Source organism: Streptomyces sp. NPDC111507 (assembly GCF_055638955.1).
Map to the genome: position 1 here is coordinate 86,758 of NZ_JBVKBU010000019.1, position 24,051 is coordinate 110,808.

Consider the following 24,051-nt stretch of genomic DNA (forward strand, 5'->3'; position numbering starts at 1 on the left):
TGGCCCGACCGACCCCGCGCTGGCGAGGTCCCCAGCCTGTGGATAAGTTCGCCGATCGCGTCGAACGAACTTCGAAAGAGCACCGGCAGGAGGGGCCCCGAAGCCTCGGCGTCGTGCGCGGCACCGTACCTTTGAGGTCGTGTACCGGTTCCTGCTGACGCCCCGCTGGTGGGGGATCAACGTCTTCGTGCTGTTGGCCATCCCCTTCTGCATCTTCATGGGTTCGTGGCAGTTGAGCCGGTTCGAGGCTCGGGTACAGGATCACCGCGCGGCCGGTGAGCAGGCCGCCGCGGCCAAGACGGAGGCGGCCCGTCCGCTCGCCCGGCTGCTGCCCGTGAGCACGGAGACCTCCGGGAAGCAGGCCACCGCGACCGGCCGGTACGGCAAGCAGCTCCTCGTGCCGGGGCGCGAGCTCGACGGCGAGCGCGGGGTCTACGTGCTGACGCTGCTGCGCGTCGACGGCGGCAAGGCCCTGCCCGTCGTGCGGGGCTGGCTGCCCGGAACCGCCGACCCGGCGAAGGCACCCGCCGCCCCGACCGGTGAGGTCACCGTCACGGGTGCGCTCCAGGCCTCCGAGAGCCCGGGGGCGAACGGCGTCACCGCCGCCGGGGGGCTGCCCGTGGGACAGACCGGCGCGATCAGCTCGGCGTCACTGGTGAACCTGGTGCCGTACGAGGTGTACGACGCCTGGATCACCCTCGCGAAGGCCGACAGCGGGATGCGTGCGGTGCCCGCGACCGAGCCTCAGGGCACCGGCCTGGATCTGAAGGCGTTCCAGAACCTCGGTTACACCGGTGAGTGGTTCGTCTTCGCGGGCTTCGTGGTCTTCATGTGGTTCCGGCTGCTGCGCCGCGAAGCGGAGTTCGCCCGGGACGCGGAGCTGGGGCTCGTCCCGGACCATGACGAAGAAGACGCCACGGTCACCGAAGCCACCGCCCGAGCCGAAGCCACCGCCCGAGCCGATGCCGCCGACGCCCCTCAGGACGCCGACAACATCCCCGTCCGGTAGATCGTCCCGGCGCACGCGTTGGGCACGGTCGTCGTGGCCGTCGCCGCGCCCGTCTCCGCCGTGTACGACACGGTGACGCTGCCGTCGGCCAGTCCGCCGTCCTCCGTCACCAGCTGGGTCGAGGTGCCGGTGCCACCGGTGTCCGTGGCGGTGCCGCCCGTGCTGGTGGCGCCGTCCGTGGTGGTGGTCGGGGTCGGCGAGGGCTGACCGCCGCCGGTGGTCGGACAGGTCTCCGAGGGCACCCAGGCGAACTTCACGACGTACGAGGCGCTCGGCTTCAGCACCACCGAGGCGACCTCCGTGGTGGGGTCGGGCAGCCCGGTGGCCGCGTCGCCCGCCACATGCGTCACCACACTGATCTTGGCCGAGTCCGCGGCGCCCTGCGCGAGGGTGCCGAGCGTGCCCGCGCCGCTGACGGTGCAACTGGTGGCGGAGACGTTCGAGAGGGTGAAGGAGCCGTAGACCGCGCCGGTGGCGTCCGGAGTGCCGACGGTACTGGTGGCTCCGCCGAGCTGCGCCGGTGTGCACGCGGGTGAGATCGCGGCCGAGGTCGAGGGATCGGGGCCGCCCGTGGCCGACCCGGTGTTCGTCCCCTTGCCCTTGTCGGGCGTGCCGGTCTGGCTGCCGCCCTTGCCCTTGTCCTTGGAGGTGCCTGAGCTGCCGCCCACGGAGCTCTCGCCGCCGTCGGGGCCCTTGCCCTGGCTGGTGCCGCCCTGGGCCTGTGAGCTGTTGCCCGCTATGGACGGATCGGCGTTCGACCCGGAGGCGTTCGAGACGTGCACGAGGGCGGGGACGGCGGTGCCGATGAAGAGCGCGGCGGCGGCCACGCCGACGATGGCCTGACGCTTGCGGGCCCGTCGTGCGGGGACCGCGCGGCGCAGGTGCTCCAGCGTGCCGTCCGTGGGTTCGATCTCCTGGACGGCCTGGTGCAGCAGCCGGCGCAGCGCCAGCTCGTCCGAACCGAACCCGTCGGGGCCCAGCTCGTCCGAACCGGACCCGTCCGGGCCCTGTGTGTCGGGGCCCGGTGCGTGCGGGCCCTGTGCGTCCAGGCCCTGCGGGTGGGGGCCGTTTGCGTCGGGGCCGTGGTTCACAGTTCCGTTCCCAGCTTGCTGCTCGTGCTCGTGCTCGTCTTCGGCGGGCGTGGTCCGGTGTGTCGGCTCATGCCACTCGTAGGGCTCGTGTCGATCGTGGTTGTCGCGTCGCTGGCTCATGCCGGGGCCTCCATGGCGACACGGAGCGCCGCGATGCCGCGCGAGCCGTACGCCTTGACCGACCCGAGCGATATCCCGAGGGTCTCGGCGACCTGGGCCTCGGTCATGTCCGCGAAGTAGCGCAGGACGAGGACCTCGCGCTGACGGCGCTGCAGGCCCTTCATCGCCTTGATCAGGGCGTCGCGCTCCAGCTGGTCGTACGCACCCTCCTCCGCGCTCGCCATGTCGGGCATCGGCTTCGAGAGGAGCTTGAGGCCGAGGATGCGCCGACGCAGCGCGGAGCGCGAGAGGTTGACGACGGTCTGACGCAGATACGCGAGCGTCTTCTCTGGGTCACGGACGCGTTTGCGCGCCGAGTGCACCCGGATGAAGGCCTCCTGGACGACGTCCTCGCAGGAGGCGGTGTCGTCGAGCAGGAGTGCCGCGAGGCCCAGCAGCGACCGGTAGTGGGCGCGGTAGGTCTCGGTGAGATGGTCGACCGTGGTGCCGGCGGCCATGCTGTCTTCAGCGCCGTCGCGCTGACTCGGTATGCGGGCGGGCCGCGCTGCGGGCATGGGCGCGATCACCGGCATGCCGCCGGGCACGCCGGGGCTACGGAGTCGGCGGGGTGGACGCAGGGGCGTGCCCCTGGTCTGTACCGCGGTGAATTCGAGAACCTCTGCCACGCCAGTTGGACACGCTCACCCCCGTCAGGGTTGTACGCGACAGGCATCACATTCGCTCCAGGGTTCACACCGGCCGAAGGGACCGCTCCCACGCGCCCCACGACACCCGTCCCCACGCACCGCACAACGCCCGCCCCCACGCGCTCCACAAGACCCGCCCCCACGCACCTCGCAACGCCCGCCGGACCATGTGCCGGAACGTCCGCCGACGCGACCCGTAGCGCACCTGGCAGTGCATTGAATGCCCTCATGCGTACTAGCTCATCCCCTATGCCCCGTTATGCCGTGCCGCCCCCGGACACCCGTTCAGGGCGACCGCAAAGACGCTCCCCGCCCTCCGCGCGGTTGCGGAGAACGGGGAGGGAAATCTTCGAACGCCAAGCGGGTCCTGGACAAGTGGTCCGGACCATTATTCCGGCCACACAACTGACACAGATCCTACAAACGAATCCGGACATGGCCAGCGAGATTTTGCCCCCTGGACGCCCTGAGCAGGGAAACCCGCGCACGCCGCGCCCTGACGCGGCTGTCTAGAACAGCTCCGCCGCCACCAGTTCCGCGATCTGGGCCGTGTTGAGGGCGGCGCCCTTGCGGAGGTTGTCGCCGCAGACGAAGAGTTCGAGGGCGGTCGGGTCGTCGAGGGCCCGGCGGACACGGCCCACCCAGGTCGGGTCGGTGCCGACGACGTCCGCGGGGGTGGGGAACTCGCCGGCGGCCGGGTTGTCGAACAGGACCACTCCGGGCGCGGTGGCCAGGATCTCGCGGGCCTTGGTCACGGTGACCTTGCCCTCGAAGCGGGCGTGCACGGTGAGGGAGTGCGTGGTCACGACCGGGACGCGGACGCAGGTCACGGCCACGGGCAGGTCCGGCAGCCCGAGGATCTTGCGGGACTCGTCCCGCACCTTCATCTCCTCCGAGGACCAGCCGTCCTCGCGCAGCGACCCGGCCCACGGGACGACGTTCAGCGCCACCGGCTCCGGGAAGGGGCCCGTGTTGTCGCCCACGGCCCGGCGTACGTCACCGGGGTTGGTCCCCAGTTCCGTACCGGCGACGAGGGACAGCTGCTGGCGCAGGGTGTCGACGCCCGCGCGCCCGGCGCCGCTCACCGCCTGGTACGAGGAGACCACCAGCTCGCGCAGGCCGAACTCGGCGTGCAGCGCGCCGAGCGCCACGATCATGGAGAGGGTGGTGCAGTTCGGGTTGGCGATGATCCCGCGCGGGCGCACGCGCGCGGCGTGCGGATTCACCTCGGGGACGACCAGAGGCACGTCGGGGTCCATCCGGAACGCGCCCGAGTTGTCGACCACGATGACGCCCTTGGCCGCGGCGATCGGCGCCCACTGCGCGGCCACCTCGTCCGGTACGTCGAACATCGCGACGTCGACCCCGTCGAAGGCGGCCTCACTGAGCGCCACCACCTCGACCTCCTCGCCGCGCACGGCCAGCTTGCGGCCGGCCGAGCGCGGGGAGGCGAGCAGACGGATCTCGCCCCAGATGTCCGCGTGCTGGGACAGGATCTGGAGCATGACCGTGCCGACGGCCCCGGTCGCGCCCACGACCGCCAGCGTCGGTCCTGCCGGCCTGGTCATCAGCGGCGACCAGCGCCGCCGTACGAGAGGACGGTCATCGTCCGGTGCCTCCGTAGACGACGGCCTCGTCGCTGTCGGAGTCGAGTCCGAAGGCGGTGTGCACCGCGCGGACGGCCTCGGGGACGTCGTCGGCACGCGTGACCACCGAGATGCGGATCTCGGAGGTGGAGATCAGCTCGATGTTCACCCCCGCGTCGGACAGTGCCTCGAAGAAGCCGGCCGTGACACCCGGGTTCGTCTTCATGCCCGCGCCGACGAGCGAGATCTTCCCGATCTGGTCGTCGTAGCGCAGCGAGTCGAAGCCGATCACGTTCTTCGCCTTCTCCAGGGCGTCGATGGCCTTGCGGCCCTCGGTCTTGGGGAGGGTGAAGGAGATGTCCGTCAGGCCGGTGGAGGCGGCGGACACGTTCTGCACGACCATGTCGATGTTGATCTCGGCATCGGCGATGGCGCGGAAGATCGAGGCGGCCTCGCCCGGCTTGTCCGGGACACCGACGACCGTGACCTTGGCCTCGGAGGTGTCGTGAGCGACACCGGAAATGATGGCCTGCTCCACCTTCTGGTCCCCTTGCTTGATCGGTGCACTGCTGACCCAGGTGCCCTGGAGCCCGCTGAAGGACGAGCGCACGTGGATCGGGATGTTGTAACGGCGGGCGTACTCCACACAGCGGTGGAGCAGCACCTTGGAGCCGGAGGCGGCGAGCTCCAGCATGTCCTCGAAGGCGATCCAGTCGATCTTCTTCGCCTTCTTCACCACCCGCGGGTCGGCGGTGAACACGCCGTCCACGTCGGTGTAGATCTCGCAGACCTCGGCATCCAGCGCCGCGGCGAGCGCGACGGCCGTGGTGTCGGACCCGCCGCGCCCGAGCGTGGTGATGTCCTTCTTGTCCTGCGAGACGCCCTGGAAGCCGGCGACGATGGCGATGTTGCCCTCGTCGAGCGCCGTCCGGATACGGCCCGGCGTGACGTCGATGATCCGCGCTTTGTTGTGGACCGAGTCGGTGATGACGCCTGCCTGGCTGCCGGTGAAGCTCTGGGCGCTGTGGCCCAGGTTTTTGATCGCCATCGCCAGCAGGGCCATGGAGATCCGCTCTCCGGCGGTCAGCAGCATGTCGAACTCTCGTCCGCTGGGCATCGGAGATACCTGCTCGGCGAGATCGATCAGCTCGTCCGTCGTGTCGCCCATCGCGGAAACGACCACGACCACCTGGTGGCCGTTCTTCTTCGCTTCCACGATTCGCTTGGCGACGCGCTTGATGCCCTCGGCATCGGCTACGGAGGAGCCTCCGTACTTCTGCACGACAAGGCCCACGTGCGCTCCTCGCTCAATCCGTCTCTGTACCGCACAACTGCGGTCGGCTCAGTCTAACGAGCGGCCGGATTTCCCTTCCGGAGTGTCGAATCGTGAGATGTCCCGCCCACGACGTGATCACTCCGGACCGTCAAGGTCCACCGGGAGTCCACCGGAGTCGTCAGATCCACCGGTTTCGGCAGGGTCCCTCCGGCCGCTCCGAGCGGCACCTGCCCGCCCGCACGCCCCGCCACTCCGGAAAGTGCCCCGTGTCACACGACACCGCCATGTCTTAACTCTCAAGCACTAAGGTTCGGCTGTGCGCGTACTCCTGGTGGAAGACGATGAGCCGGTCGCCGAGTCACTGCGTCGGGGACTGCTGCGCTACGGCTTCGAGGTCGAGTGGGTGACGACCGGCCACGCGGCGCTGGCCCACCAGGGCCCGTACGACGTCGTCCTTCTCGATCTCGGCCTGCCCGACACCGACGGCCTCGACGTCTGCAAGGCGCTGCGGACCCGCGGTGACGTGCCGATCATCGTGATCAGCGCGCGCAGCGACGAGACCGACCGGGTGGTGGGCCTGGAGATAGGCGCCGACGACTACGTCTCCAAGCCCTTCGGCGTACGGGAGGTCATCGCGCGGATCAGGGCGGTGATGCGGCGCGTCCGGCCCCGTACGGAGATGTCGGCGGGCCCCGACCGGTACGGGTCCCGGCTCACCGTCGACCGCAAGGCCGCCCGGGTCCGCCTCGACGGCGTCGAGGTGGCGCTCGCGCCCAAGGAGTACGACCTGCTCGCGTTCCTCACCGAGGAGCCCGGCGCGCTGATGTCACGCGAACAGATCATGGAAGCGGTCTGGGACGCGAACTGGTTCGGCCCGACGAAGACGCTCGACGTCCATGTCGCCGCACTGCGGCGCAAGCTCGCGGGGGCGATCACCATCGAGGCGGTACGGGGGGTCGGATTCCGTCTGGAGGTCGCACGGGATCCCGTGCCGGACTTGAAAACGGCCTCGCCCTCGAAGACGGCCTCGACGACGGCCTCGACCTCTGACTCGGCCCCCGCTCCGGAGCAGGGCGCGCCCGGCTCATGATCCGGCAGCTCATCGTCAGTTACGTCCTGCTGGTCGCCGTCGCGCTGACCGCGTTCACCGTGCCGGTGGCCTTCACGCTGACCTCGCAGCTGCGCGGCGACACCGAGGCCTCGGTGCGCCGGGAAGCCAACACGATGGCGCTGATGCTGGCGCAGGGCGACCCCGCCTCACGGGCCGCGCTGAACCGGCTGGCGACCGCGTACGCCGACCGGACGCCCGGCCACGTGGACGTGCTCCCGGCCTCCGGCACGGACGGGACGGACACCGCACGCTGGGGCGACGGCGCGCTGCGGGTGACGGTTCCGGCGATCAGGGACCATCACGTCGTGGGCGCGGTGCGCGTCACGTACCCCACCTCCGATCTGACCGCCCGGCTGTGGCGGATCTGGGGCTTCCGGGCGATCCTCGCCGTCGGTGTGCTGGCGGTGGCCGCCGGGCTCGGCGCGCTGGTGGCACGTCGGCTGACCCGGCCGCTGCGGCAGCTCAACGAGATGGCGAGCAGGTTCGGCGACGGGGATCTGACCGCGCGCTCGCCGGTGACCGGACCGCCGGAGACCCAGCGCCTGGCCCGCACCCTCAACTCGGGCGCGGAACGCCTGGACACCCTCATCGACTCCCAGCGGATCTTCGTCGCCGACGCCTCCCACCAGCTCCGTACCCCGCTCACGGCGCTGCGCCTGTCCCTCGACAACATCGCGGACGGGGTCGAGGACGCGTTCGTGCGCGAGGACGTGGACCAGGCCACCGCCGAGGTCGTCCGGATGAGCCGACTGGTGAACGGACTGCTCGTGCTCGCCCGCGCCGAGGCGAAGGTCTCGGCGGCCGAGGCGCTGCCGCTGCGGGAGTTGGTGGAGAACCGGCTCGCGGTGTGGCGGCCGGCCGCCGAGGAGCGCGGGGTGACCATCGCGCAGGAGGGGGAACTCGGCGGCCGGTCGCTCGTGCTGGCCAGTCCCGGGCACCTCGACCAGGTGCTGGACAACATCCTGTCGAACGCCCTGGAGGTCTCCCCGGACGCTTCGGTGATCACCGTGAAGGTGGCGGTCCGCCCCGACGAGGTGGTGCTCTCGGTGCTGGACCAGGGCCCCGGCATGTCCGACGCGGAGAAGGCCCGCGCCTTCGACCGCTTCTGGCGCGGCCAGGGCCTGACCGGGCGCTCCGGCTCCGGGCTCGGCCTCGCCATCGTCAAACAGCTGGTGGCGGACGACGGCGGGACCGTGGCCCTGCGCGACGCGCCCGGCGGCGGGCTGTGGGTGGCCGTCAGCCTTCGGGCATCACCGAGGAGTGGTGGTTGACGATCAGCCACTTGCCGCCGCGCTTCTCGTACTCGTACGTGTAGCGGGCCTCGACGGTGCGCTTGGCGCCGGTGTCCGGGTCGGTGAGCGTGAACTCGTACAGGCCGGTGTCGATGGCGGAGTTCTCGTCGAGGACGTTGACGATCGTCTCGGTCTTCTTGCCGACCGGCTTGTTCTCGAGGAAGTGCTCGAAGTAGTCGACGATCTCGGCGTGCGTGTCGCGGATCTTGTTGGAGACGGTGGGCAGCAGGACGGCGTCGGAGGCGTAGCGGTCGGCCACCTTCTCCGGGTCGCCGGTCTTCAGCGCGGCGTTCCAGCCGTCGAACAGCGCGGCGATCTGGGCCTTGGTGGGCGGCTTCTGCGGGGCCGCGCCGGCCGATGTGCTGATGCCGAGGCCCACGGCGGTCGCGGCGGCGAGGGTGGAGGCGGTGATGACGGCGGCGCGCTTGCGTATCCGACGCTTCATGGGAACTCCAGTGCGGTGGGGGTGCTCCGCTTGCTGCGGGAGCGACTCCAGCCTCTCTTCGCGCTGGTTAGGAGCCGTCCAGCGGACGTGCAGGACTGATCCAACTCCCGGCCAACTCACGCTGTGCGAGGGGATGGTGACGGGGGTGCAGGGGTGCCGGGCGGGGTAAGGGGCGTGGATGACGGGCGAGTTGATGCTGGGCGGGATCGTGCTGCTGGGGTCCTGTGTGCAGTGGCTGACCGGGATGGGCTTCGCGCTCGTCGCCGTGCCGGCGCTGGTGCTGCTGCTCGGGCCGGCCCAGGGTGTCGTCCTCGCGAACTGCGTCGCCGGGGCGATCTGCGTCGTGGGGCTGGCCGGTGGGTGGCGGCGGGTGCGGCCGCGCGCGATGGTGCCGTTGTGTCTGGCGGCGGCGCTCACCGTGCCGGTGGGCAGCTGGGTCGCACGGCGGCTGCCGCCCGCCGAGCTGCTGGTTTTCATGGGCGCGCTGGTGACGGTGGCCGTGGTCGTGGTCATGCGGGGCGCCCGGCTGCCCGCGCTGCGGGGCACGCGGGGTGCGGTGGCCGCGGGGGCGGCGGGCGGGTTCATGAACTCCGCGGCGGGGGTGGGGGGTCCGCCGGTCTCTCTGTACGCCCTCAACGCGGGGTGGACGGTTCGGGAGTTCGTGCCGAACGCGCTGTTCTACGGGGTGGTGGTGAACGCCTTCTCGGTGGCCTCGAACGGCGTTCCGCATCTTGGGTCGGCGCGGTGGGGGGTCGTGGTGACGGGGATGGTGGTGGGGGCCTCGATCGGGAGGGTGCTTGCCGAACGGGTGCCGGAGCAGCGGGCGCGGATGCTGGTGCTGTTGCTGGCGTTGATCGGTGGGCTCACCACGTTGGGGAAGGGGGTGTGGGGGCTGGGGTGACCTGTGGTGGGTGCGCTCGGTGCCTGTGGCGGGTGCGCTCGGCGCCTGTGGCGGGGCGCGCCTAGTGCCGGCCTGGTGCCTGTCGTGGGCGCGCCTGGTGCCGGTGGTGGGTGCGCCCTGGTGCCGGTGGTGGGTCGGGGCCGTGGCGGTACGTCGAGCCCGTCGCCGCTGGATCAGACGTGGGCCGGGCAAGGGAGCCGCTGCTCGATCCGGACGTAAGCGACGGGCTTGCGACGTACCGCCACGGCCCCTCGCGTCGCAGGGCGACCTCGCGTCGCGGGGTGGCCATGCATCGCGGGGCGGCCTCGGGTGGGTGGTGGCCTCGTGTGGGTGGTGGCTGTGGGGGTCAGTGTGTTGGGGGCTTGCGGCGGGGGGTTGCCGAGCGGGGTGGGGTCGTGCGCATGTGGGTGCGGACCCGGCCCAGTACGTCGCTGAGCGTGGTGATGTCGGAGCGGTTCAGGGGTGTGACGAGAAGCCTGTGTACGACCGCCACGTGGCCCGGCATCACTCGGCCGAGGAGCTCCTGGCCCTGCGGGGTGGCGGTGACGTTGACGCTGCGTTCGTCGTCCGCCGAGGGTGCCCTGGTGACCAGTCCCGCCTTGGCCAACTGGGCCACCTGGTAGGTCAGCCCGCTGCGGCTGTGGACCAGGCGGTCGGCGATGTCGGTCATCCGCAGCTGCCCCTCGGGGGCCTGCCCGAGCACGGCGAGGATCTGGAACTGGGTGTAGCTGAGGCCGCCCTCGTCGCGCAGCTGCTGGTCGACGGCGTGCTGGAGCAGGCTGCTGACCTCCATCAGGGCGAAGTAGGCGGCCAGTTGCTCGGGATCCAGTCGCTCGGGATCGGGGGGCGGGGTGTGCGGCATGACCAAGAGTTTACTTGCTGCGAATTCGAAGCAGTCGTAAGGTCGCCATGTGCTTCGAATTCGTAGCATTAGCGAAGAGGAGACTGGTCATGAGCATGGCTTATCTCGCGCAGGCCGATCAGCAGCAGAAGCTCGAGTGGCTCGACGGCGGTGTCTTCGCCGTGTTGCTGGACAGCGCGGCCACCGACGGGCAGCTGACCGTCGGGCGGTTCAGCGTCAGCAAGGGCGAGGCGCCGCCGTACCACATGCACACCCGTGAGGACGAGGTCTTCATGCTGATCAAGGGGACCGCGCTGGTCTGGTCCGACGATCAGGAGATGGAGCTGTCCGAGGGCGGCATCGTCTATCTGCCCAAGAACGTCCCGCACGGCTACCGGATCACCTCCGACACCGCCGACCTGCTGATGATCTGCACCCCGGGCGGCATCGAGGGCATGTTCCGGCACGCCGGACGCGATCTGGCCACCCCTCGGCCCGAGGGCTTCCGGATCGATCCGGAGCTGCTCGCCGAGGCCGCCGACAAGTACGGACAGATCGTTCTGGGACCGCCCCGCTGACCGACGCCCGCCCCGCTCACCGATGAGAGGTCCTTCATGACTCAGCAGCAACGTCAGGCTCTTGATGAGCTCCTGCGGCACGCCCCGTTCGACATCGGCGGTGAACTCGGCGAACAGCGCGCCCTCTTCCACGAGATGATCGCGTCCGTGCCGCTGCCCGAAGACGTCACGGCCACCCCGGGGCGGCTCGGTGGCATACCGGTCGTCACCGTGAAGACTCCGGGCGAGGATTCTTCGGCCGTGGTGCTCTACTTCCACGGCGGCGCCTACGCACTCGGCTCGGCCGGCGACTCCGTGGGCCTGGCCGCCGACGTGGCCCGGCGGGTCGGGGTCCGTGCCGTGTCGGTGGACTACCGGCTGGCCCCGGAGCATCCGTTCCCCACGGCCGTCGACGACGCCGTGGCCGCCTATCGCGCCCTGCTCGCGGACGGGACACCCAGCTCCGAGGTCGCGTTCGTCGGTGAGTCCGCGGGCGGCGGGCTGGTGATGGCCACGCTCGTCGCGCTCAAGGAGGCGGGGCTGCCGCAGCCGTCGTCGGCCGTGGTCTTCTCCCCCTGGGCCGATCTGACCCTGTCCGGGGACAGCCTGACCGGCAAGGCCGACGTCGATCCCGCGCTGACCGCCAAGGGGCTGCAGATCCGCGCCCGCGACTACCTGGGCGAGACCGACCCCGCCACGCCCCTGGCCAGCCCGGTCTTCGCCGACCTGACGGGGCTCGCGCCCCTGCTCATCCAGGTCGGTTCGCACGAGATCCTGCTGGACGACGCCGTACGACTGGCCGCCCGCGCCGCCGAGCACGACGTGGCGGTCGAGCTGCAGGTCTGGCCCCAGGTCCCGCACGTCTTCCAGGGGTTCGCCGCGCTGCTCGACGACGCCGACGCCGCGCTGACCTCCGCCGCCGCCTTCACCCGGGCGCACTGGGCCGCCGTTTGACCCCGGGCCGGGACTACTTGGACGACCTGATGCCGAGCGGTCCGCCGATCTCCTCGGCCATGACCCGGCCCGCCTCCTCCGCGAGGACCTCCTCGCCGAGGTCCTGGTCGGTGTCGAGACCGTTGAGGTCGTCCAGGGGCTGGTTCAGGCGGACGTGGGCCACCAGGGACTGGAGGGCGCGCAGAGCCGCCGAGGTGGTGGACCCCCAGTTGGAGAAGTAGGAGAACTGCCACCACCACAGGGCCTCGGTGGTGCGGCCCGCGCGGTAGTGGGCCATGCCGTGGCGCAGATCGGTGATGACGTCCGCGAGGTCGTCCGAGATGCGGCAGGCCACCGGGGCCTTGCGCGGTTCGTACGGGTCGAACACCTCGGAGTAGACGTCGATCGGGTCCAGCATGACCGCGAGGCGCTCACGCAGGTCGTCGACGTCCGGCTCCGGACCGAGGTCCGGCTCGTAGCGCTCGTCGGGGACGATGTCCTCGTGCGCGCCGAGACGGCCGCCGGCCAGCAGCAGCTGGGACACCTCCAGGAGGAGGAAGGGCACGGCGGAGTCCGGCTCGTCGCCCTTCGCCACTTCGGTGACGGCGACGATGAAGCTCTCGACCTGGTCCGCGATCTGGACCACGAAGTCGTCGGGGTCCTGGCTGGTCGCGTGCAGCGTGGCGTCAGACATCTAGGAGTCGTCTCCCCTCGAAGGCGCGGCCGAGTGTGACCTCGTCCGCGTATTCCAGGTCGCCACCCACCGGGAGGCCGCTGGCCAGGCGGGTGACCCTGAGGCCCATGGGCTTGATCATGCGGGCGAGGTACGTGGCCGTCGCCTCGCCCTCCAGGTTCGGGTCCGTGGCGAGGATGAGCTCCGTGACCGCGCCGTCGGCGAGACGGGCGAGGAGTTCCCTTATCCGGAGGTCGTCGGGGCCCACACCCTCGATCGGGCTGATCGCGCCGCCCAGCACGTGGTACTTGCCCCGGAACTCGCGCGTGCGCTCGATCGCGACGACGTCCTTGGGCTCCTCGACCACGCAGATGACGGTCAGATCCCGACGCGGGTCGCGGCAGATGTTGCACAGTTCCTCCTGCGCCACATTGCCGCAGGTCGCGCAGAAGCGGACCTTCGCCTTGACCTCCATGAGGCACTGCGCGAGCCGGCGGACGTCCGTCGGCTCGGCCTGCAGGATGTGGAAGGCGATCCGCTGCGCGCTCTTGGGACCGACGCCGGGCAGCCGCCCCAACTCGTCGATGAGGTCCTGGACCACGCCTTCGTACACGGACTGCCGCCCTTCCTGGAATCTTTCAGTACGTACGGTAGTTGGCCGCCGCCGGTCTTAGAAAGGCAGGCCGGGGATGCCACTGCCGCCGAGGCCCTGGGCGAGCGGGCCGAGCTTCTGCTGCTGGAGCGCCTGGGCGTTCTCGTTGGCCGCCTGGACCGCCGCGACGACGAGGTCGGCGAGGGTCTCGGTGTCCTCGGGGTCCACGGCCTTCGGGTCGATGACCAGGGCGCGCAGCTCACCCGAGCCCGTCACCGTCGCCGTCACCAGACCGCCACCCGCCTGGCCTTCGACCTCGGTGCGCGCGAGTTCCTCCTGCGCGTCGGCGAGGTCCTGCTGCATCTTCTGGGCCTGCTGGAACAGCTGCTGCATATTGGGCTGGCCACCACCGGGAATCACGATCAGCTCCTGGTTTCGTACGGCTGTCTGGACGGGGTTTTCCCGTTCAGCATGAGCCTACGTGGTTGGCGGGGCCGTCGCCCAAGCACTCTTTCGAGTGAGATGATCTCGAAGCCTATACCTGATCAAGACCCTCTTCCGGGCGGAAAAGCGGCGAAACCCGGGCCATCGCCACCCATTGGGCGGTAGGAAGGGAGCGGCGCTTCGGCACCACGCGTCACTTGACATCACACAACGTCACCAGACACAACGTCACCAGCGACATCCAACATCACCAGCTTCGTCCTTCGTCGTCCTTCGCCAGTAGGGAGTGCCGGGTGAGCCAGCCGGAGATGCAGCCCGAGGGGCCGCCCCAGGACGGGCGGGACGACGGGGCCGCCGGGACCCGGCCGGGTGATCTGACCGGCCGCGCGTTTCCGCTCGGGGACTGGGGGGAGCCTGCCGAGCGGCTCCATGAGCTGTACCGGTGGGTGGAGCGGGGGGCGCTCGACACGGCGTCCTGGTATCTCGCGGACCGGGTGTGGAAGCGGCGGGGGGCGCGGGTGCTGCGGGGTGGGGCGGCGGCGGGGGCGGTGGCCGGGGCCGCGCTTCCCCTGCTGGATCTCACCGGAGTGGTCGGCGGGGTCGCCCCCTGGGGGTATCTCGCGCTGCTGCTCGGGGTCGCGTGTGTGGCCGGGGACCGGTTCTTCGGGGTGACCTCCGGATGGATAAGGGACGTGGCGACCGCGCAGGCCGTGCAGCGGCGGTTGCAGGTGTTGCAGTTCGACTGGGCGTCGGAGAGTGTGCGGGAGGTTTTGGGGCCGACGGAGGGGACCGCCAGCGAGGCGGCCGATCGGTGTCTGGGGGTGTTGCGCCGGTTTTCGGAGGACATGACGGAGTTGGTGCGGGTGGAGACGACGGACTGGATGGTGGAGTTCCGGACCGGGCCCGCGCCGCTGGGGATCCAGTCGTCGTTGGCCGGGGTTCCCCGGGCGGAGGGTGCGTCGGCTGGGCGGCTGCCGTTGCCTCCGGGCACCCGCCCGAACATGCCTCGCCAGCGACCCCCGGAGCCGCGCTAGCGTTCCCTCGGTTCCCTCGCCCCCGCCGCCCCTACCCGTCCCATCCCAGGGGCTCCGCCCCTTCAACCCCGAACCCCCGCGGGCCTGCCGCCCCCGAACCCCCAGCGGCGCTCCGCCCCCAAACCCGGCCAGGGACACGCCCCCAAACCCCCAGCAGGGCTGCCGCCCCCGCACCCCACCGGGGGCACGCCCCCGAACGCCCGCGGGGCTCCGCCCCCCTGGACCCCCATGGGGCTCCGCCCCCCTGGACCGTGGGGCTTCGCCCCCCGCATCGGCCTGAACGGCCTCGTCATCGAACGCCGGGCAGGCTGGAGGTTTTTGGGGGCGCGGGGAACTGCGCGGTCGGCCCCCACCGGGCCCGCAGCCGAACGAATCGGGCGGACAGGGGGTGTAGGTCGAAGGATCAGTTGGTGCCGCAGATTTTCAGGCCCACCGGGGTCCCGCACGGGAGGTGGCCGTGGGTGCGGATGATGTCCTGGCCGTTGCCGCGGCTGATGTAGGTGAGGAAGCTGGAGGCGAGGGAGTCGGCGGGCGGCTGGCCGTAGGTGTAGGCGTACTCGATCTCCCGGTACGGGTAGGAGGACGTGCCGTGTTCCAGGTCCTCCACGGACGCGGTGTGTCCGTCGAGGGTGAGCTGGTGCAGGCCCTTGTATCCGGTGGCGAGGTTCAGTTCGCTGTAGCCGATCGCCCCGGGCAACCCGGCCACGGTGCTCAGCACCTGCCCGGTGGAGTCGAGCTCGCACCGCACCACAGGCGCCGTCGCGTCGTCCTTGTGGACGCAGTCCAGGGAGGAGTTGGCGATTTCGCCCCGGCTCAGGACCCGGCGCTGAAAGACCTGGCGGGTACCGGAGTTGGCGTCCCGGCTGACGAGGAGCACGGGGCGGTCGGGACCGCCGAGCTGCTTCCAGTTCTTGATCTCGCCGAGGTAGAGGCGGCGTACGTCGGCGAGGGACAGGTTCCGCACGGGCAGGTCGTCGTTCACGACCAGGACGAAGACCGAGACCGCGACCCGGTTCTCACGCAGTTGCGGGAACCCGCTCGGCTTCGGCCCGTCCGAGAGGGCGATGACGGGCGGCGCGCCCTTCGAGGACTTGGCGCCGGCATCGCCGAGTTCACGCACCCCCGCCGTGCTCCCGTGCGCGTCGACCACGATGTCGGCGCCCTCGCAGTCCTGCTCGTACTTCTTCGCCAGCTCGCTCATCACGGGCGCGAAGGCGGTCGAGCCGGTGACGGTGAGCGTGCCCTTCTCGCAGCCCATCGGCGACGGTGAGTCGTCCCGCAGCACGACGATCAGCGCGAGCGTGACGACACACACGGTCAGCAACACGGTGATCAGCCGGGCCGCACGGCTGAAGAGGGGCGGCTGGTCGTCCGGTGTCGTACTGCGGTTGGGGCTGACCTCGCCGTCCCGCAGCCCGCCGATCAGCCGTATCTCGCGCCCCACGTCCCCGCCCGACAGCAGCACGAGGAGCTTGAAGTGCTCGCCCCGGTTGAGCGGGACGCGCGGGATGCGCAGGACGCCGTCCTCGTAACTGAGCCCCGCGGCGGGGGTGAAGTGGTCCATGAGGTGGTCGGTGCCGGGCGGCTGGGTGACGGACACACCGCGGATGGTGCGGTCGGTGAACACCGCTGTCAGACCGTGACGTTCACGGCTCGTGTAGTCGTCACCGGCGATGCTCTGCGAACCGTCGTTCTCGATCCGCAGCAGCACGAGGGTGGCGTCCGTCATGCCCGGCGTCTCGTCGAACAACCCGAGCCGTACGTTGGCGCGCCCCGAACGCACGTCGTCGCCTATCGGGTTGTCCATCTGCACCCGGTAGCCGATCCGCTTGCGCCGCGGCACCCGGCGCTCGTACCAGACCATCACCGCGGAGGCGACGACACCGATCACGGCGGTCCCCACGGCCACAATGTTCTCTGCGCTCAGCCACTCCATCGCGAGCCACTCCCCCGACCCCAAGGTGCGGTCACCGTACGGCTCGAGGCGGGAACATCCGGCGTACGCCGGGTGAAGTTCAGCGGCCGTTCAAACGAACTGACACTTCGTCAGCCGCTCTTCGTGTAAGTCAGCGACTCGCCCGAGCCCGTGTTCACCCGGCGCAGCCGGCCGTCGGACAGAAGGGTGATCTCGGAGGCGGCGCCCGGGGAGCAGGAGGAGACCGGTGCGCCACCGGTGACTTCGGAGGGGCCGACCACCAGGGGGCCGCCGGCGCCGGGGGCGGCGGTCAGTTCGGCCTGGAAGACGCAGTGGTAGGTGCTGCCGCCGGACGGACCGTCCGCGACGAGCGAGAGGACCTTGTCCCCCACCGCGCCCTGCTGGATGGTCAGTCGGCGGGTGTTGTGGCCCGTCGCGTTGTCGATGGAGGCGTCCCAGGTGCCGAGGAACCCCTCCGGGATCGTGCCGCCCTGGGATACCTGGGGCGAGGGGGGATCGGAAGGGGAGGAGGAGGGAGTGGAGGGGGAGGGCGGGGGCGAGTCGGAGGAGGTCGGGCTCGTGGACGCGGCCGAGGACGCCTTCGCGTCGTCGGTGCTGTTGGCCGACCCGCCCTGCATCAGCGCGTAGACGGAACCGCCCGCGCCGAGCGCGACGACCAGCGCCACGACGATCAGGGCGGCGGTGGAGCGGCCGCTTCTGCGCGGCGGCTCGGGCTCGGGGACGCCCGCGGGGCCGTACGGCGTGGTGGGCATGCCCGGTCCGTACGACGGCGTGGGGCCGTACGAGCCGGGCGCGCCCCAGCTGCCCTGCGGATGGCCGTACGCGGGCGGGCCCGTGGGACTGGGGTGCTGCTGGGGATGGCCGTACGCCGGGTGCGCGGCGGGCGGCGCGGCCGGCGGGGGCGTCTGGTCATCGCCCGCGATCAGCGTCGGGAGGTGGTCCGTCGAGGCCGGTCCTCCCGGCGGGGGCGGGGTGGCGGCGTGCTCCGGGGCGACCTCGGGAGCGGGGGTGGCGGTGGGTGCGGCCGAGGGCTTGGACAGGTCCAGGGGCGCCGGGGCGGATCCCGGGGCCGGTTCCTGAGCGGGGGCGGTGGCCTGACGCGTGGGCGGCGCCGGAGTCGGTGCGGGGCGCTCGTCCGGGTTCTCCGTGTCCAGCAACCGCACGGCGTGCCGCCCGAGTTGGGCCACCAGCGCACTGGGCAGCCACGGGTCGCGGGAACGTCCTTCCACGACGGTGTCCTCCGCGCCGATGCGCTCCAGGATCTCGTCGAGGCCGGGGCGGGCGGCGGGGTCCTTGCGCAGACAGTGCCGTACGAGGTCGGCGAGACCCTCCGGTACGCCGTCCAGGTCGGGATCCTCCTGCGCGATGCGGAACATCGTCGCGTGCACCCCGCTGTTCGCCGCCCCGAAGGGCAGGGCGCCGGTGGCGGCGTACGAGAGGACCGAGCCCAGGCAGAAGATGTCGCACGCGGGCGTGACGCGGTCGCCGCGGACCTGCTCGGGCGCCATGAACCCGGGCGAGCCGACGAGGGCACCGGTGCTGGTGAGGCCGCCGTCGGTGACGGTCTCCAGGGCGCGCGCGATCCCGAAGTCGATGACGCGCGGGCCGTCGATGGTCACGAGGACGTTGGAGGGCTTGAGGTCGCGGTGGATGAGTCCGGCGGCGTGGATGTCCTTGAGGGCGTGGGCGAGTCCGGCCGCGAGGATGCGGACGGAACGTTCCGGTAGCGCTCCGTGGTCGCGGCCCACGACCGTCTGGAGGGAGGGTCCGGCGACATATCCGGTCGCGACCCACGGAACGGCGGCCTCGGTGTCCGCGTCGAGGACGGGGGCGGTCCAGAGGCCGCCGACCCGGCGCGCGGCCTGCACCTCCTGGCGGAAGCGGGCCCGGAACTCCTCCTGTGCGGCGAGTTCCTCGCGCACCAGCTTCACGGCGACGGTACGGCCCCGGTCGGAGCGGGCCAGATAGACGCGTCCCATGCCACCGGCACCGAGCCGCGCGAGCAGTCGGTAGGCCCCGATCTGCCGCGGTTCCCCCGCCCCCAGCTTCTCCATCGTCGTGCCGCCCTCCCCCGCGCCTGTGCAACCGCCCGAGGCCGAGGATAGTGCGGCCCTACCGGGAGGTGGGTGGGGCGGTGTCTACGGTTCAGTAACAGCACCTGGCGTTTTCGTGACGTCCGTCGCGGCCCCGTCGATCTCGTCGAGAACCGCCGACAGTCGCTCCAGGATCCGTACGGTCTCGGCGAAGCCGTCCTCCCCGAGCGCCCGCGCCAGCCGGTCGGCGAGGCTCGCGTGGCCGGGGCCGATCGCGGCGACGGCGGCGCGGCCTGCGGCGGTCGGGGACAGCAGTTTGGCGCGGCGGTGGGCGGGGTTGGGCAGGTACTCGGCGAGGCCCTTGCCGACCAGCAGATCGGCGACGCGCTGCACGCTCTGCCGGGTGATGCCCATGACGCGGGCGATCCCGGCGACGGGGAGCGGCTCGGGGAGCACCGCGCCCAGCACCTGCCACCAGGCGGCGGTCAGCCCCGCGGGGCGGGCCAGTTCGTCCGCCACGGAGAGGAACTGGCCGTTGAGCCGGAAGACACCGAGGGCGGCGCGGCTGAGGAGGTTCTGCCGTTCCCGGCTCATCGGGCGGCCTCCTCGGCGGCCCTTGAGGCCTCCTCCAGTACGGCGTACGCGGACGCGTCGGAGTCGTGGAACAGGCGGTACCAGGCGTCCAGGACCTCCCCCTCGTACACCCCGAGAAGCCGCAGGACCTCCCGGGCGAAGGCGACGGGCTCGGTCGGTCCGGCGGTGACGAGGTTGCCGTCGGTGACGGCGTCGGTGTCGACGTACCGCCCGCCGCCCCGGTAGCCGGTGGCGGCGAGGTAGAAGGACACGGCACTGGTGTGGTCCCGGTCGTCGAGGAGCCCTTCGCGGGCGAGCCCGGCCGTCGCCCCGCAGATCGCGGCCACCGGCACGCCCGCGTCGAGGAAGGCGCGGGCCTTGCGGGCGAAGGGGGCGAGGCCGTCGCACGTGTCCCAGAAGTCGGCGCCGGTGAGGATCAGCAGGGAACTGTCCTCGGGGCGGAGTTCGTCGAGCGCGAGGTCGGGCTGGATGCGGAGACCGCCGATCGTCGTCACGGGCTCCCGGGTGGGGCCGACGGTCCGGATCTCGCGGCCGGCGCGGGCGAGATACGCGGTGGTGTGACCGGTCTCCCAGTCGGCGTAGGTGTCGTAGACGGCGAGGTGGACGGGACTGCCGTGGTCGTTCGTCGCGTTCATCGCTCTCTCCTCGCACGGGTCATGAGGGCGGCTGTGCGGTGGTGACGGTGGTGCACCATGTCAGCATGCTGTCATTTCGACAGGATCCTGTCAATGAGCTGTTGTCGGCGGCCAAGCCCGACAGACTGTCGTGGAAAGCCCCCGGTCACAGACAGGACGCCGATGTCGCACCCCCTCCGGGGACATTTACGCTTCGGCGCATGACCCCTCAGCCCAACCCCCAGGTCGGCGCCGCCGTGAAGGCCGCGGACCGCGCGCACGTGTTCCACTCCTGGTCCGCTCAGGAGCTCATCGACCCGCTCGCCGTCGCCGGCGCGGAGGGGTCGTACTTCTGGGACTACGAAGGCAAGCGGTATCTGGACTTCACCAGCGGGCTCGTCTTCACCAACATCGGCTACCAGCACCCGAAGGTCGTCGCCGCGATCCAGGAACAGGCCGCGACCCTGTCCACGTTCGCGCCCGCCTTCGCCGTGGAGGCCCGTTCGGAGGCGGCCCGGCTGATCGCCGAGCGGACCCCGGGCGACCTGGACAAGATCTTCTTCACCAACGGTGGTGCGGAGGCCGTCGAGAACGCCACGCGGATGGCCCGGCTGCACACCGGCCGTCCGAAGGTGCTCTCCGCGTACCGCTCGTACCACGGGGCCACCTCCACCGCGATCAACCTCACCGGTGACCCGCGGCGTTGGCCGAACGACAGCGGCGCGGCGGGCGTCGTCCACTTCTGGGCGCCGTTCCTCTACCGCTCCCCCTTCCACTCCGACAGTGAGCAGCAGGAGTGCGAGCGGGCGCTTCAGCACCTGGAGGACACGATCGTCTTCGAGGGGCCGGGGACCGTCGCGGCCATCATCCTCGAGACGATTCCGGGGACCGCGGGAATCATGACGCCGCCTCCGGGCTATCTCGCCGGGGTGCGGGCGCTCTGCGACCAGTACGGGATCGTCTTCATCCTGGACGAGGTCATGGCGGGGTTCGGGCGTACCGGGAAGTGGTTCGCGGCGGACCACTACGACGTGACGCCGGACCTCATGACCTTCGCGAAGGGAGTGAACTCGGGCTACGTTCCGCTCGGCGGTGTCACGATCTCCTCGGCGATCGCGGAGACCTTCGCCCGGCGGCCCTACCCCGGGGGGCTCACGTACTCCGGGCATCCGCTGGCCTGTGCCGCCGCCGTCGCCACCATCAACGTGATGGAGGAGGAGGGCATCGTCGAGCAGGCCGCGCGGATCGGGGAGACGGTGCTCGAGCCCGGGCTGCGGGAGCTGGCCGCGCGGCATCCCAGTGTGGGTGAGGTGCGCGGTACGGGGGTGTTCTGGGCGCTGGAGCTGGTCAAGGACCGCGAGACCCGGGAGCCGCTGGTGCCGTACAACGCCGCCGGTGAGGCCAATGGGCCGATGGCCGCGTTCGGGGCCGCGGCGAAGGCGCGGGGGCTGTGGCCGTTCATCAACATGAACCGGACTCATGTGGTGCCGCCGTGCAATGTCTCCGAGGGAGAAGCGAAGGAGGGGCTCGCGGTGCTGGACGAGGCGTTGTCGGTGGCGGACGAATACACCGTGTGACGCGCGGGGCGGCGTGTGGGTCGGCTGCGGGTGAGTGGGGGCTGGGCGCGCAGTTCCCCGCGCCCCTGAGAGCGTGGCTGGGGGCGGGGCCGGGACCCGCCTCCTGCAGCCCCTGAGCGGCTCGCGTCCGCGTAAGGTGACCGTGCTTGCAGACAAGCGCAGGCACGTGCACCCGTACGCGACGAGGGAGCGAGAGACCATGCCCGGCATCGGCGGCAACGGCGCCGTAACCCGTAGCACCCTGCGGCAGCAGATCGCGGACGCGCTCCGCGACGAGGTGCTGGCAGGCCGGCTCCGGCCCGGGCAGGCGTTCACGGTGAAGGAGATCGCCGAGCAGTACGGCGTCTCCGCGACCCCCGTCCGCGAGGCCCTCGTCGATCTGTCGGCCCAGGGCCTCCTGGAGGCGGACCAGCACCGCGGCTTCCGCGTGCACGAGTACTCACTGGACGACTACCGCGGCATGATCGAGGCCCGGAGTCTCGTCACCGACGGGATGTTCAAGAGTCTCCTCGTCTCAGGCATGGCGCAGGCCGACGATCCGCGCGCCCTCGCCGCCCTCACCGGGGTCCGCCGCCGCGGCGAGGAGGCCCAGCGCGCCGCGACCGCCGGCGACCTGAACATCCTCATCGGCTACGACCTGCGCTTCTGGCGCGAACTGAGCGCCCTGTTCGGCAACGCCTACCTCGCCGACTTCCTGCACCGGCTGCGCGTCCAGTCCTGGGTGTGCACGGTGCAGCATCTGCGCCGGGTGGAGGATCTGAAGGGCCACCTGTGGGCGGGTCACACGGAGCTCGTGGACGCGCTGGCCCGCCGCGACCCGGGCGCGGCGCACGCGATCGTCGCCGCGTACAACGAGCACTCCCTCGCCCTCATCGAGCGACTGGCCGACGGATGAGCGCGACGTGAGGTCGTGGCGGGAGGCGTGTGCGCCGGTGCGACAGGTGGGCGCTCGGGGTGTGGGTACGGGATCCGCACGAGGGGGACTGAGGACGGGTCCCACCCATTACGCTTCCCTGACCACCGTGCTTCCCAAGGAGCTAGAGGAGCCGTCTGTTGGCATGTGACCTGTGGCTGGTCCCGCTCGTCGACGTGTTGTGCCACACCCCTGACAATCCCTTCGCCGAGGAGCTTGCGCTCTACGACAAAGCGCTGGGCGAGGCCGGACTTCCGCCGGTCCCGGTGTACGCGTACATGCCGGGGCTTTCCGGCGACGTGGCCCCGGTCGCCGGTTTCGACTACGACGCGCTGCACTTCCTGCGCCGGGCGTATCTGCTCCAGATGTGCGGCCTCGCGGTGACCCCGGTGGACGAACTGGGCGGCGACTACGAGCAGTTGCTGGAGATGTTCGAGACGAACGCCCAGCAGTCGCACCTCGTGTGGCACTACGACCACGCGGGCGCGTACGTCCCGGTCGACTTCCCGCACCCGCTCGCCAATGACGAACTCCTCGCCGGGGGCGGCCCCCTGGGCTCCTCCCAGTCGCTGCTGCGCGAGCTGGAGTTCGTGGCCCCGTCGATCGGAATCGACCCGGCGAACCCGCCGGCCGCCCCGCAGCCGCCCATGGCTCCCACGGAGCTGGAGGAACCAGCCGCACCCGCCCCGTACGACGCGAGTCCGTTCGCGCGCGAGCGGCATGTGTGGCTCGGCCTGCACGCGGCGGCGACCCGCAGCCTCGCCCAAGGGTCGATGATCATCTTCAGTTGAGGCACTCGCGGCCCGAAGGAAGGCCCAGGCCCCACCGGAGTCGGTGGGACCTGGGCCGTCTTCATGTGCCGGTCGCCGGGCGACGACCGCCGGGTACCCGCTACCAGGCCGTGGGGGCTCTCATGGCCTCGTACGCGTAGCGGACCGGGGCGTGACGGTCGCGGACCGGCACCCAGGTTCTGCCGTTGTCGTCGGAGAACTTGTAGGACCAGAGTCCGTTGCCGCCGGCGTTCTTGATGGTGCTGTGTTCGAGCCCCTGGCCGCTGTTGTAGACGACCTTGTGCTTGGCCTTCATGCCGGTGGCGGAGCCGGACGTGACGGCGTCGTCGTCACCGGCGCCGATGAGGGTCCAGTCCGTCTTCATCTTGGACTGCGGGTTCTGTCCGGCCCAGGAGAGGAAGCCGCTGCCCGGCCGCAGGTCGCTGCACTGCTTGTAGGTGTAGGCGGCCGTGCACGCCGTCGCCCAGTTGGAGCCCGTGAACGGGCTGCTGAAGGTCACCGCGTCCTCGACGTAGAGGTAGTCCGGCCACTGCGACGACGTCCGGCCGTACTTGTTCACGCCGGTGATCGCCGCTCGGATGACCTGACCGCCCATGGAGTGGCCGACCACGTCGACCTTCTTGCCGTGCTTGGAGTAGTTGTTGTAGATGTCCCAGGCGAGCAGCCGGCCGAGTTCCTGGATCCGGGTCTGCAGGTTGCCGTTGACCTTGCGGGTGCAGTTGACGTCGTTCTTGTAGTAGCCCCAGGTGACGAACTTGCCCGTCCAGCCCTTCGTCCGAAGGTCGGACATGGCCTTGCCCCAGACCGACTTGCAGTCCTGCTTGGCGTGGTACGGGCTCCCGTGCTTCCAGTCGATGCCGTGGACGAAGTACACGGCATTGCTCACACCCGCCTGCCGGGGCGGGGTGGCGGCGCCGGCCGGCCCCGCCGCCAGCGCCACCATGACTCCCGCGGTCGCCATGGCGACCAGAGCCCGAACGATCCGGTTCTTCAACAAGACTC

At 71.0% G+C, this 24,051-nt stretch carries 24 protein-coding genes; 10 read left to right on the forward strand and 14 right to left on the reverse strand.

Features of this window, described 5'->3' with window-relative positions; all coding sequences use genetic code 11:
- Positions 1 to 139: 139 nt before the first annotated feature.
- A complete protein-coding gene (locus ACZ7M2_RS44335) occupies positions 140 to 1,009 on the forward strand; it encodes an SURF1 family protein (protein WP_471600130.1) in 870 nt (289 codons plus the stop codon).
- Here the strand turns inward: ACZ7M2_RS44335 and ACZ7M2_RS44340 are convergent.
- From ACZ7M2_RS44340 to ACZ7M2_RS44355, 4 genes are all read right to left on the reverse strand, one after another.
- On the reverse strand, positions 979 to 2,220 hold the full coding sequence (locus tag ACZ7M2_RS44340; RefSeq protein WP_471600131.1) for a hypothetical protein: 1,242 nt from the start codon (positions 2,218 to 2,220) through the stop codon (positions 979 to 981). The genes ACZ7M2_RS44335 and ACZ7M2_RS44340 overlap by 31 nt on opposite strands.
- On the reverse strand, positions 2,217 to 2,885 hold the full coding sequence (locus ACZ7M2_RS44345; protein ID WP_079065272.1) for a SigE family RNA polymerase sigma factor: 669 nt from the start codon (positions 2,883 to 2,885) through the stop codon (positions 2,217 to 2,219). The genes ACZ7M2_RS44340 and ACZ7M2_RS44345 overlap by 4 nt, the downstream gene beginning before the upstream one ends.
- Before the next feature lie 530 nt (positions 2,886 to 3,415).
- Positions 3,416 to 4,474, reverse strand: a complete 1,059-nt coding sequence (locus tag ACZ7M2_RS44350) for an aspartate-semialdehyde dehydrogenase (protein ID WP_471600132.1) — start codon at positions 4,472 to 4,474, stop codon at positions 3,416 to 3,418.
- A 34-nt stretch (positions 4,475 to 4,508) separates the two neighbouring features.
- Positions 4,509 to 5,786: an aspartate kinase gene (locus tag ACZ7M2_RS44355; RefSeq protein WP_101399547.1), complete on the reverse strand. Its 1,278-nt coding sequence runs from the start codon at positions 5,784 to 5,786 to the stop codon at positions 4,509 to 4,511.
- Between the two features lie 298 nt (positions 5,787 to 6,084).
- Here ACZ7M2_RS44355 and ACZ7M2_RS44360 point away from each other — a divergent pair, with 298 nt between their 5' ends.
- Together ACZ7M2_RS44360 and ACZ7M2_RS44365 are read left to right on the forward strand one after the other, a co-directional pair.
- A complete protein-coding gene (locus ACZ7M2_RS44360) occupies positions 6,085 to 6,858 on the forward strand; it encodes a response regulator transcription factor (protein WP_471600133.1) in 774 nt (257 codons plus the stop codon).
- Positions 6,855 to 8,150 carry a sensor histidine kinase gene (locus tag ACZ7M2_RS44365; RefSeq protein WP_471600134.1) on the forward strand — a complete coding sequence of 432 codons (1,296 nt, stop codon included), beginning with the start codon at positions 6,855 to 6,857 and terminating at the stop codon, positions 8,148 to 8,150. The genes ACZ7M2_RS44360 and ACZ7M2_RS44365 overlap by 4 nt, the downstream gene beginning before the upstream one ends.
- Here the strand turns inward: ACZ7M2_RS44365 and ACZ7M2_RS44370 are convergent.
- A complete protein-coding gene (locus tag ACZ7M2_RS44370) occupies positions 8,116 to 8,616 on the reverse strand; it encodes an SgcJ/EcaC family oxidoreductase (RefSeq protein ID WP_471600135.1) in 501 nt (166 codons plus the stop codon). The two genes, ACZ7M2_RS44365 and ACZ7M2_RS44370, sit on opposite strands and share 35 nt — an antisense overlap.
- 178 nt (positions 8,617 to 8,794) lie before the next feature.
- On the opposite strand from ACZ7M2_RS44370, the gene ACZ7M2_RS44375 reads away from it, so the two are divergent.
- Positions 8,795 to 9,517 carry a TSUP family transporter gene (locus tag ACZ7M2_RS44375; protein WP_471600136.1) on the forward strand — a complete coding sequence of 241 codons (723 nt, stop codon included), beginning with the start codon at positions 8,795 to 8,797 and terminating at the stop codon, positions 9,515 to 9,517.
- Between the two features lie 346 nt (positions 9,518 to 9,863).
- Here the strand turns inward: ACZ7M2_RS44375 and ACZ7M2_RS44380 are convergent, their stop codons facing one another.
- On the reverse strand, positions 9,864 to 10,379 hold the full coding sequence (locus ACZ7M2_RS44380; protein ID WP_352051401.1) for a MarR family winged helix-turn-helix transcriptional regulator: 516 nt from the start codon (positions 10,377 to 10,379) through the stop codon (positions 9,864 to 9,866).
- A gap of 89 nt (positions 10,380 to 10,468) precedes the next feature.
- Here ACZ7M2_RS44380 and ACZ7M2_RS44385 point away from each other — a divergent pair, with 89 nt between their 5' ends.
- Entirely contained in the window at positions 10,469 to 10,936 is a 468-nt protein-coding gene (locus ACZ7M2_RS44385; RefSeq protein ID WP_352051402.1) for a cupin domain-containing protein, read from the forward strand.
- Positions 10,937 to 10,972: 36 nt separating this feature from the next.
- Complete coding sequence (locus tag ACZ7M2_RS44390; protein WP_471600137.1) at positions 10,973 to 11,869, forward strand: alpha/beta hydrolase; 897 nt, start codon at positions 10,973 to 10,975, stop codon at positions 11,867 to 11,869.
- Positions 11,870 to 11,882: 13 nt separating this feature from the next.
- On the opposite strand, the gene ACZ7M2_RS44395 is transcribed toward ACZ7M2_RS44390, so the two are convergent.
- Genes ACZ7M2_RS44395 through ACZ7M2_RS44405 form a run of 3 tightly spaced genes read right to left on the reverse strand, consistent with a single transcriptional unit; the run spans position 11,883 to position 13,533 of the window.
- Complete coding sequence (locus ACZ7M2_RS44395; RefSeq protein WP_060899733.1) at positions 11,883 to 12,542, reverse strand: DUF5063 domain-containing protein; 660 nt, start codon at positions 12,540 to 12,542, stop codon at positions 11,883 to 11,885.
- Positions 12,535 to 13,134, reverse strand: a complete 600-nt coding sequence (recR, locus tag ACZ7M2_RS44400; RefSeq protein ID WP_266432022.1) for a recombination mediator RecR — start codon at positions 13,132 to 13,134, stop codon at positions 12,535 to 12,537. Before recR ends, ACZ7M2_RS44395 begins: the two co-directional genes overlap by 8 nt.
- A 57-nt stretch (positions 13,135 to 13,191) precedes the next feature.
- Positions 13,192 to 13,533, reverse strand: a complete 342-nt coding sequence (locus tag ACZ7M2_RS44405) for a YbaB/EbfC family nucleoid-associated protein (protein WP_352051404.1) — start codon at positions 13,531 to 13,533, stop codon at positions 13,192 to 13,194.
- 317 nt (positions 13,534 to 13,850) lie between these two features.
- On the opposite strand from ACZ7M2_RS44405, the gene ACZ7M2_RS44410 reads away from it, so the two are divergent.
- Positions 13,851 to 14,591 carry an SLATT domain-containing protein gene (locus ACZ7M2_RS44410; protein WP_352051405.1) on the forward strand — a complete coding sequence of 247 codons (741 nt, stop codon included), beginning with the start codon at positions 13,851 to 13,853 and terminating at the stop codon, positions 14,589 to 14,591.
- Positions 14,592 to 14,994: 403 nt separating this feature from the next.
- On the opposite strand, the gene ACZ7M2_RS44415 is transcribed toward ACZ7M2_RS44410, so the two are convergent.
- From ACZ7M2_RS44415 to ACZ7M2_RS44430, 4 genes are all read right to left on the reverse strand, one after another.
- Positions 14,995 to 16,527, reverse strand: a complete 1,533-nt coding sequence (locus ACZ7M2_RS44415; RefSeq protein ID WP_471600138.1) for a substrate-binding domain-containing protein — start codon at positions 16,525 to 16,527, stop codon at positions 14,995 to 14,997.
- A 110-nt stretch (positions 16,528 to 16,637) separates the two neighbouring features.
- Positions 16,638 to 18,581 carry a serine/threonine-protein kinase gene (locus tag ACZ7M2_RS44420; RefSeq protein ID WP_471600139.1) on the reverse strand — a complete coding sequence of 648 codons (1,944 nt, stop codon included), beginning with the start codon at positions 18,579 to 18,581 and terminating at the stop codon, positions 16,638 to 16,640.
- An 84-nt stretch (positions 18,582 to 18,665) separates the two neighbouring features.
- Positions 18,666 to 19,154 (reverse strand): MarR family winged helix-turn-helix transcriptional regulator, encoded by a 489-nt coding sequence (locus ACZ7M2_RS44425; protein ID WP_352051407.1) that lies wholly within the window; start codon positions 19,152 to 19,154, stop codon positions 18,666 to 18,668.
- Positions 19,151 to 19,789, reverse strand: a complete 639-nt coding sequence (locus tag ACZ7M2_RS44430; protein ID WP_471600140.1) for a type 1 glutamine amidotransferase family protein — start codon at positions 19,787 to 19,789, stop codon at positions 19,151 to 19,153. The genes ACZ7M2_RS44425 and ACZ7M2_RS44430 overlap by 4 nt, the downstream gene beginning before the upstream one ends.
- A 200-nt stretch (positions 19,790 to 19,989) precedes the next feature.
- On the opposite strand from ACZ7M2_RS44430, the gene ACZ7M2_RS44435 reads away from it, so the two are divergent.
- From ACZ7M2_RS44435 to ACZ7M2_RS44445, 3 genes are all read left to right on the forward strand, one after another.
- The gene (locus ACZ7M2_RS44435; RefSeq protein ID WP_471600141.1) at positions 19,990 to 21,345 is read left to right on the forward strand and encodes an aminotransferase class III-fold pyridoxal phosphate-dependent enzyme; all 1,356 of its coding nucleotides are present in this window, start codon (positions 19,990 to 19,992) and stop codon (positions 21,343 to 21,345) included.
- A 199-nt stretch (positions 21,346 to 21,544) separates the two neighbouring features.
- Complete coding sequence (locus ACZ7M2_RS44440) at positions 21,545 to 22,240, forward strand: GntR family transcriptional regulator (protein ID WP_471600205.1); 696 nt, start codon at positions 21,545 to 21,547, stop codon at positions 22,238 to 22,240.
- 158 nt (positions 22,241 to 22,398) lie between these two features.
- Entirely contained in the window at positions 22,399 to 23,049 is a 651-nt protein-coding gene (locus ACZ7M2_RS44445; RefSeq protein WP_067374063.1) for a hypothetical protein, read from the forward strand.
- Positions 23,050 to 23,149: 100 nt separating this feature from the next.
- Here ACZ7M2_RS44445 and ACZ7M2_RS44450 read toward each other — a convergent pair whose 3' ends face one another.
- The gene (locus ACZ7M2_RS44450) at positions 23,150 to 24,043 is read right to left on the reverse strand and encodes an esterase/lipase family protein (RefSeq protein WP_471600142.1); all 894 of its coding nucleotides are present in this window, start codon (positions 24,041 to 24,043) and stop codon (positions 23,150 to 23,152) included.
- Positions 24,044 to 24,051: the final 8 nt, after the last annotated feature.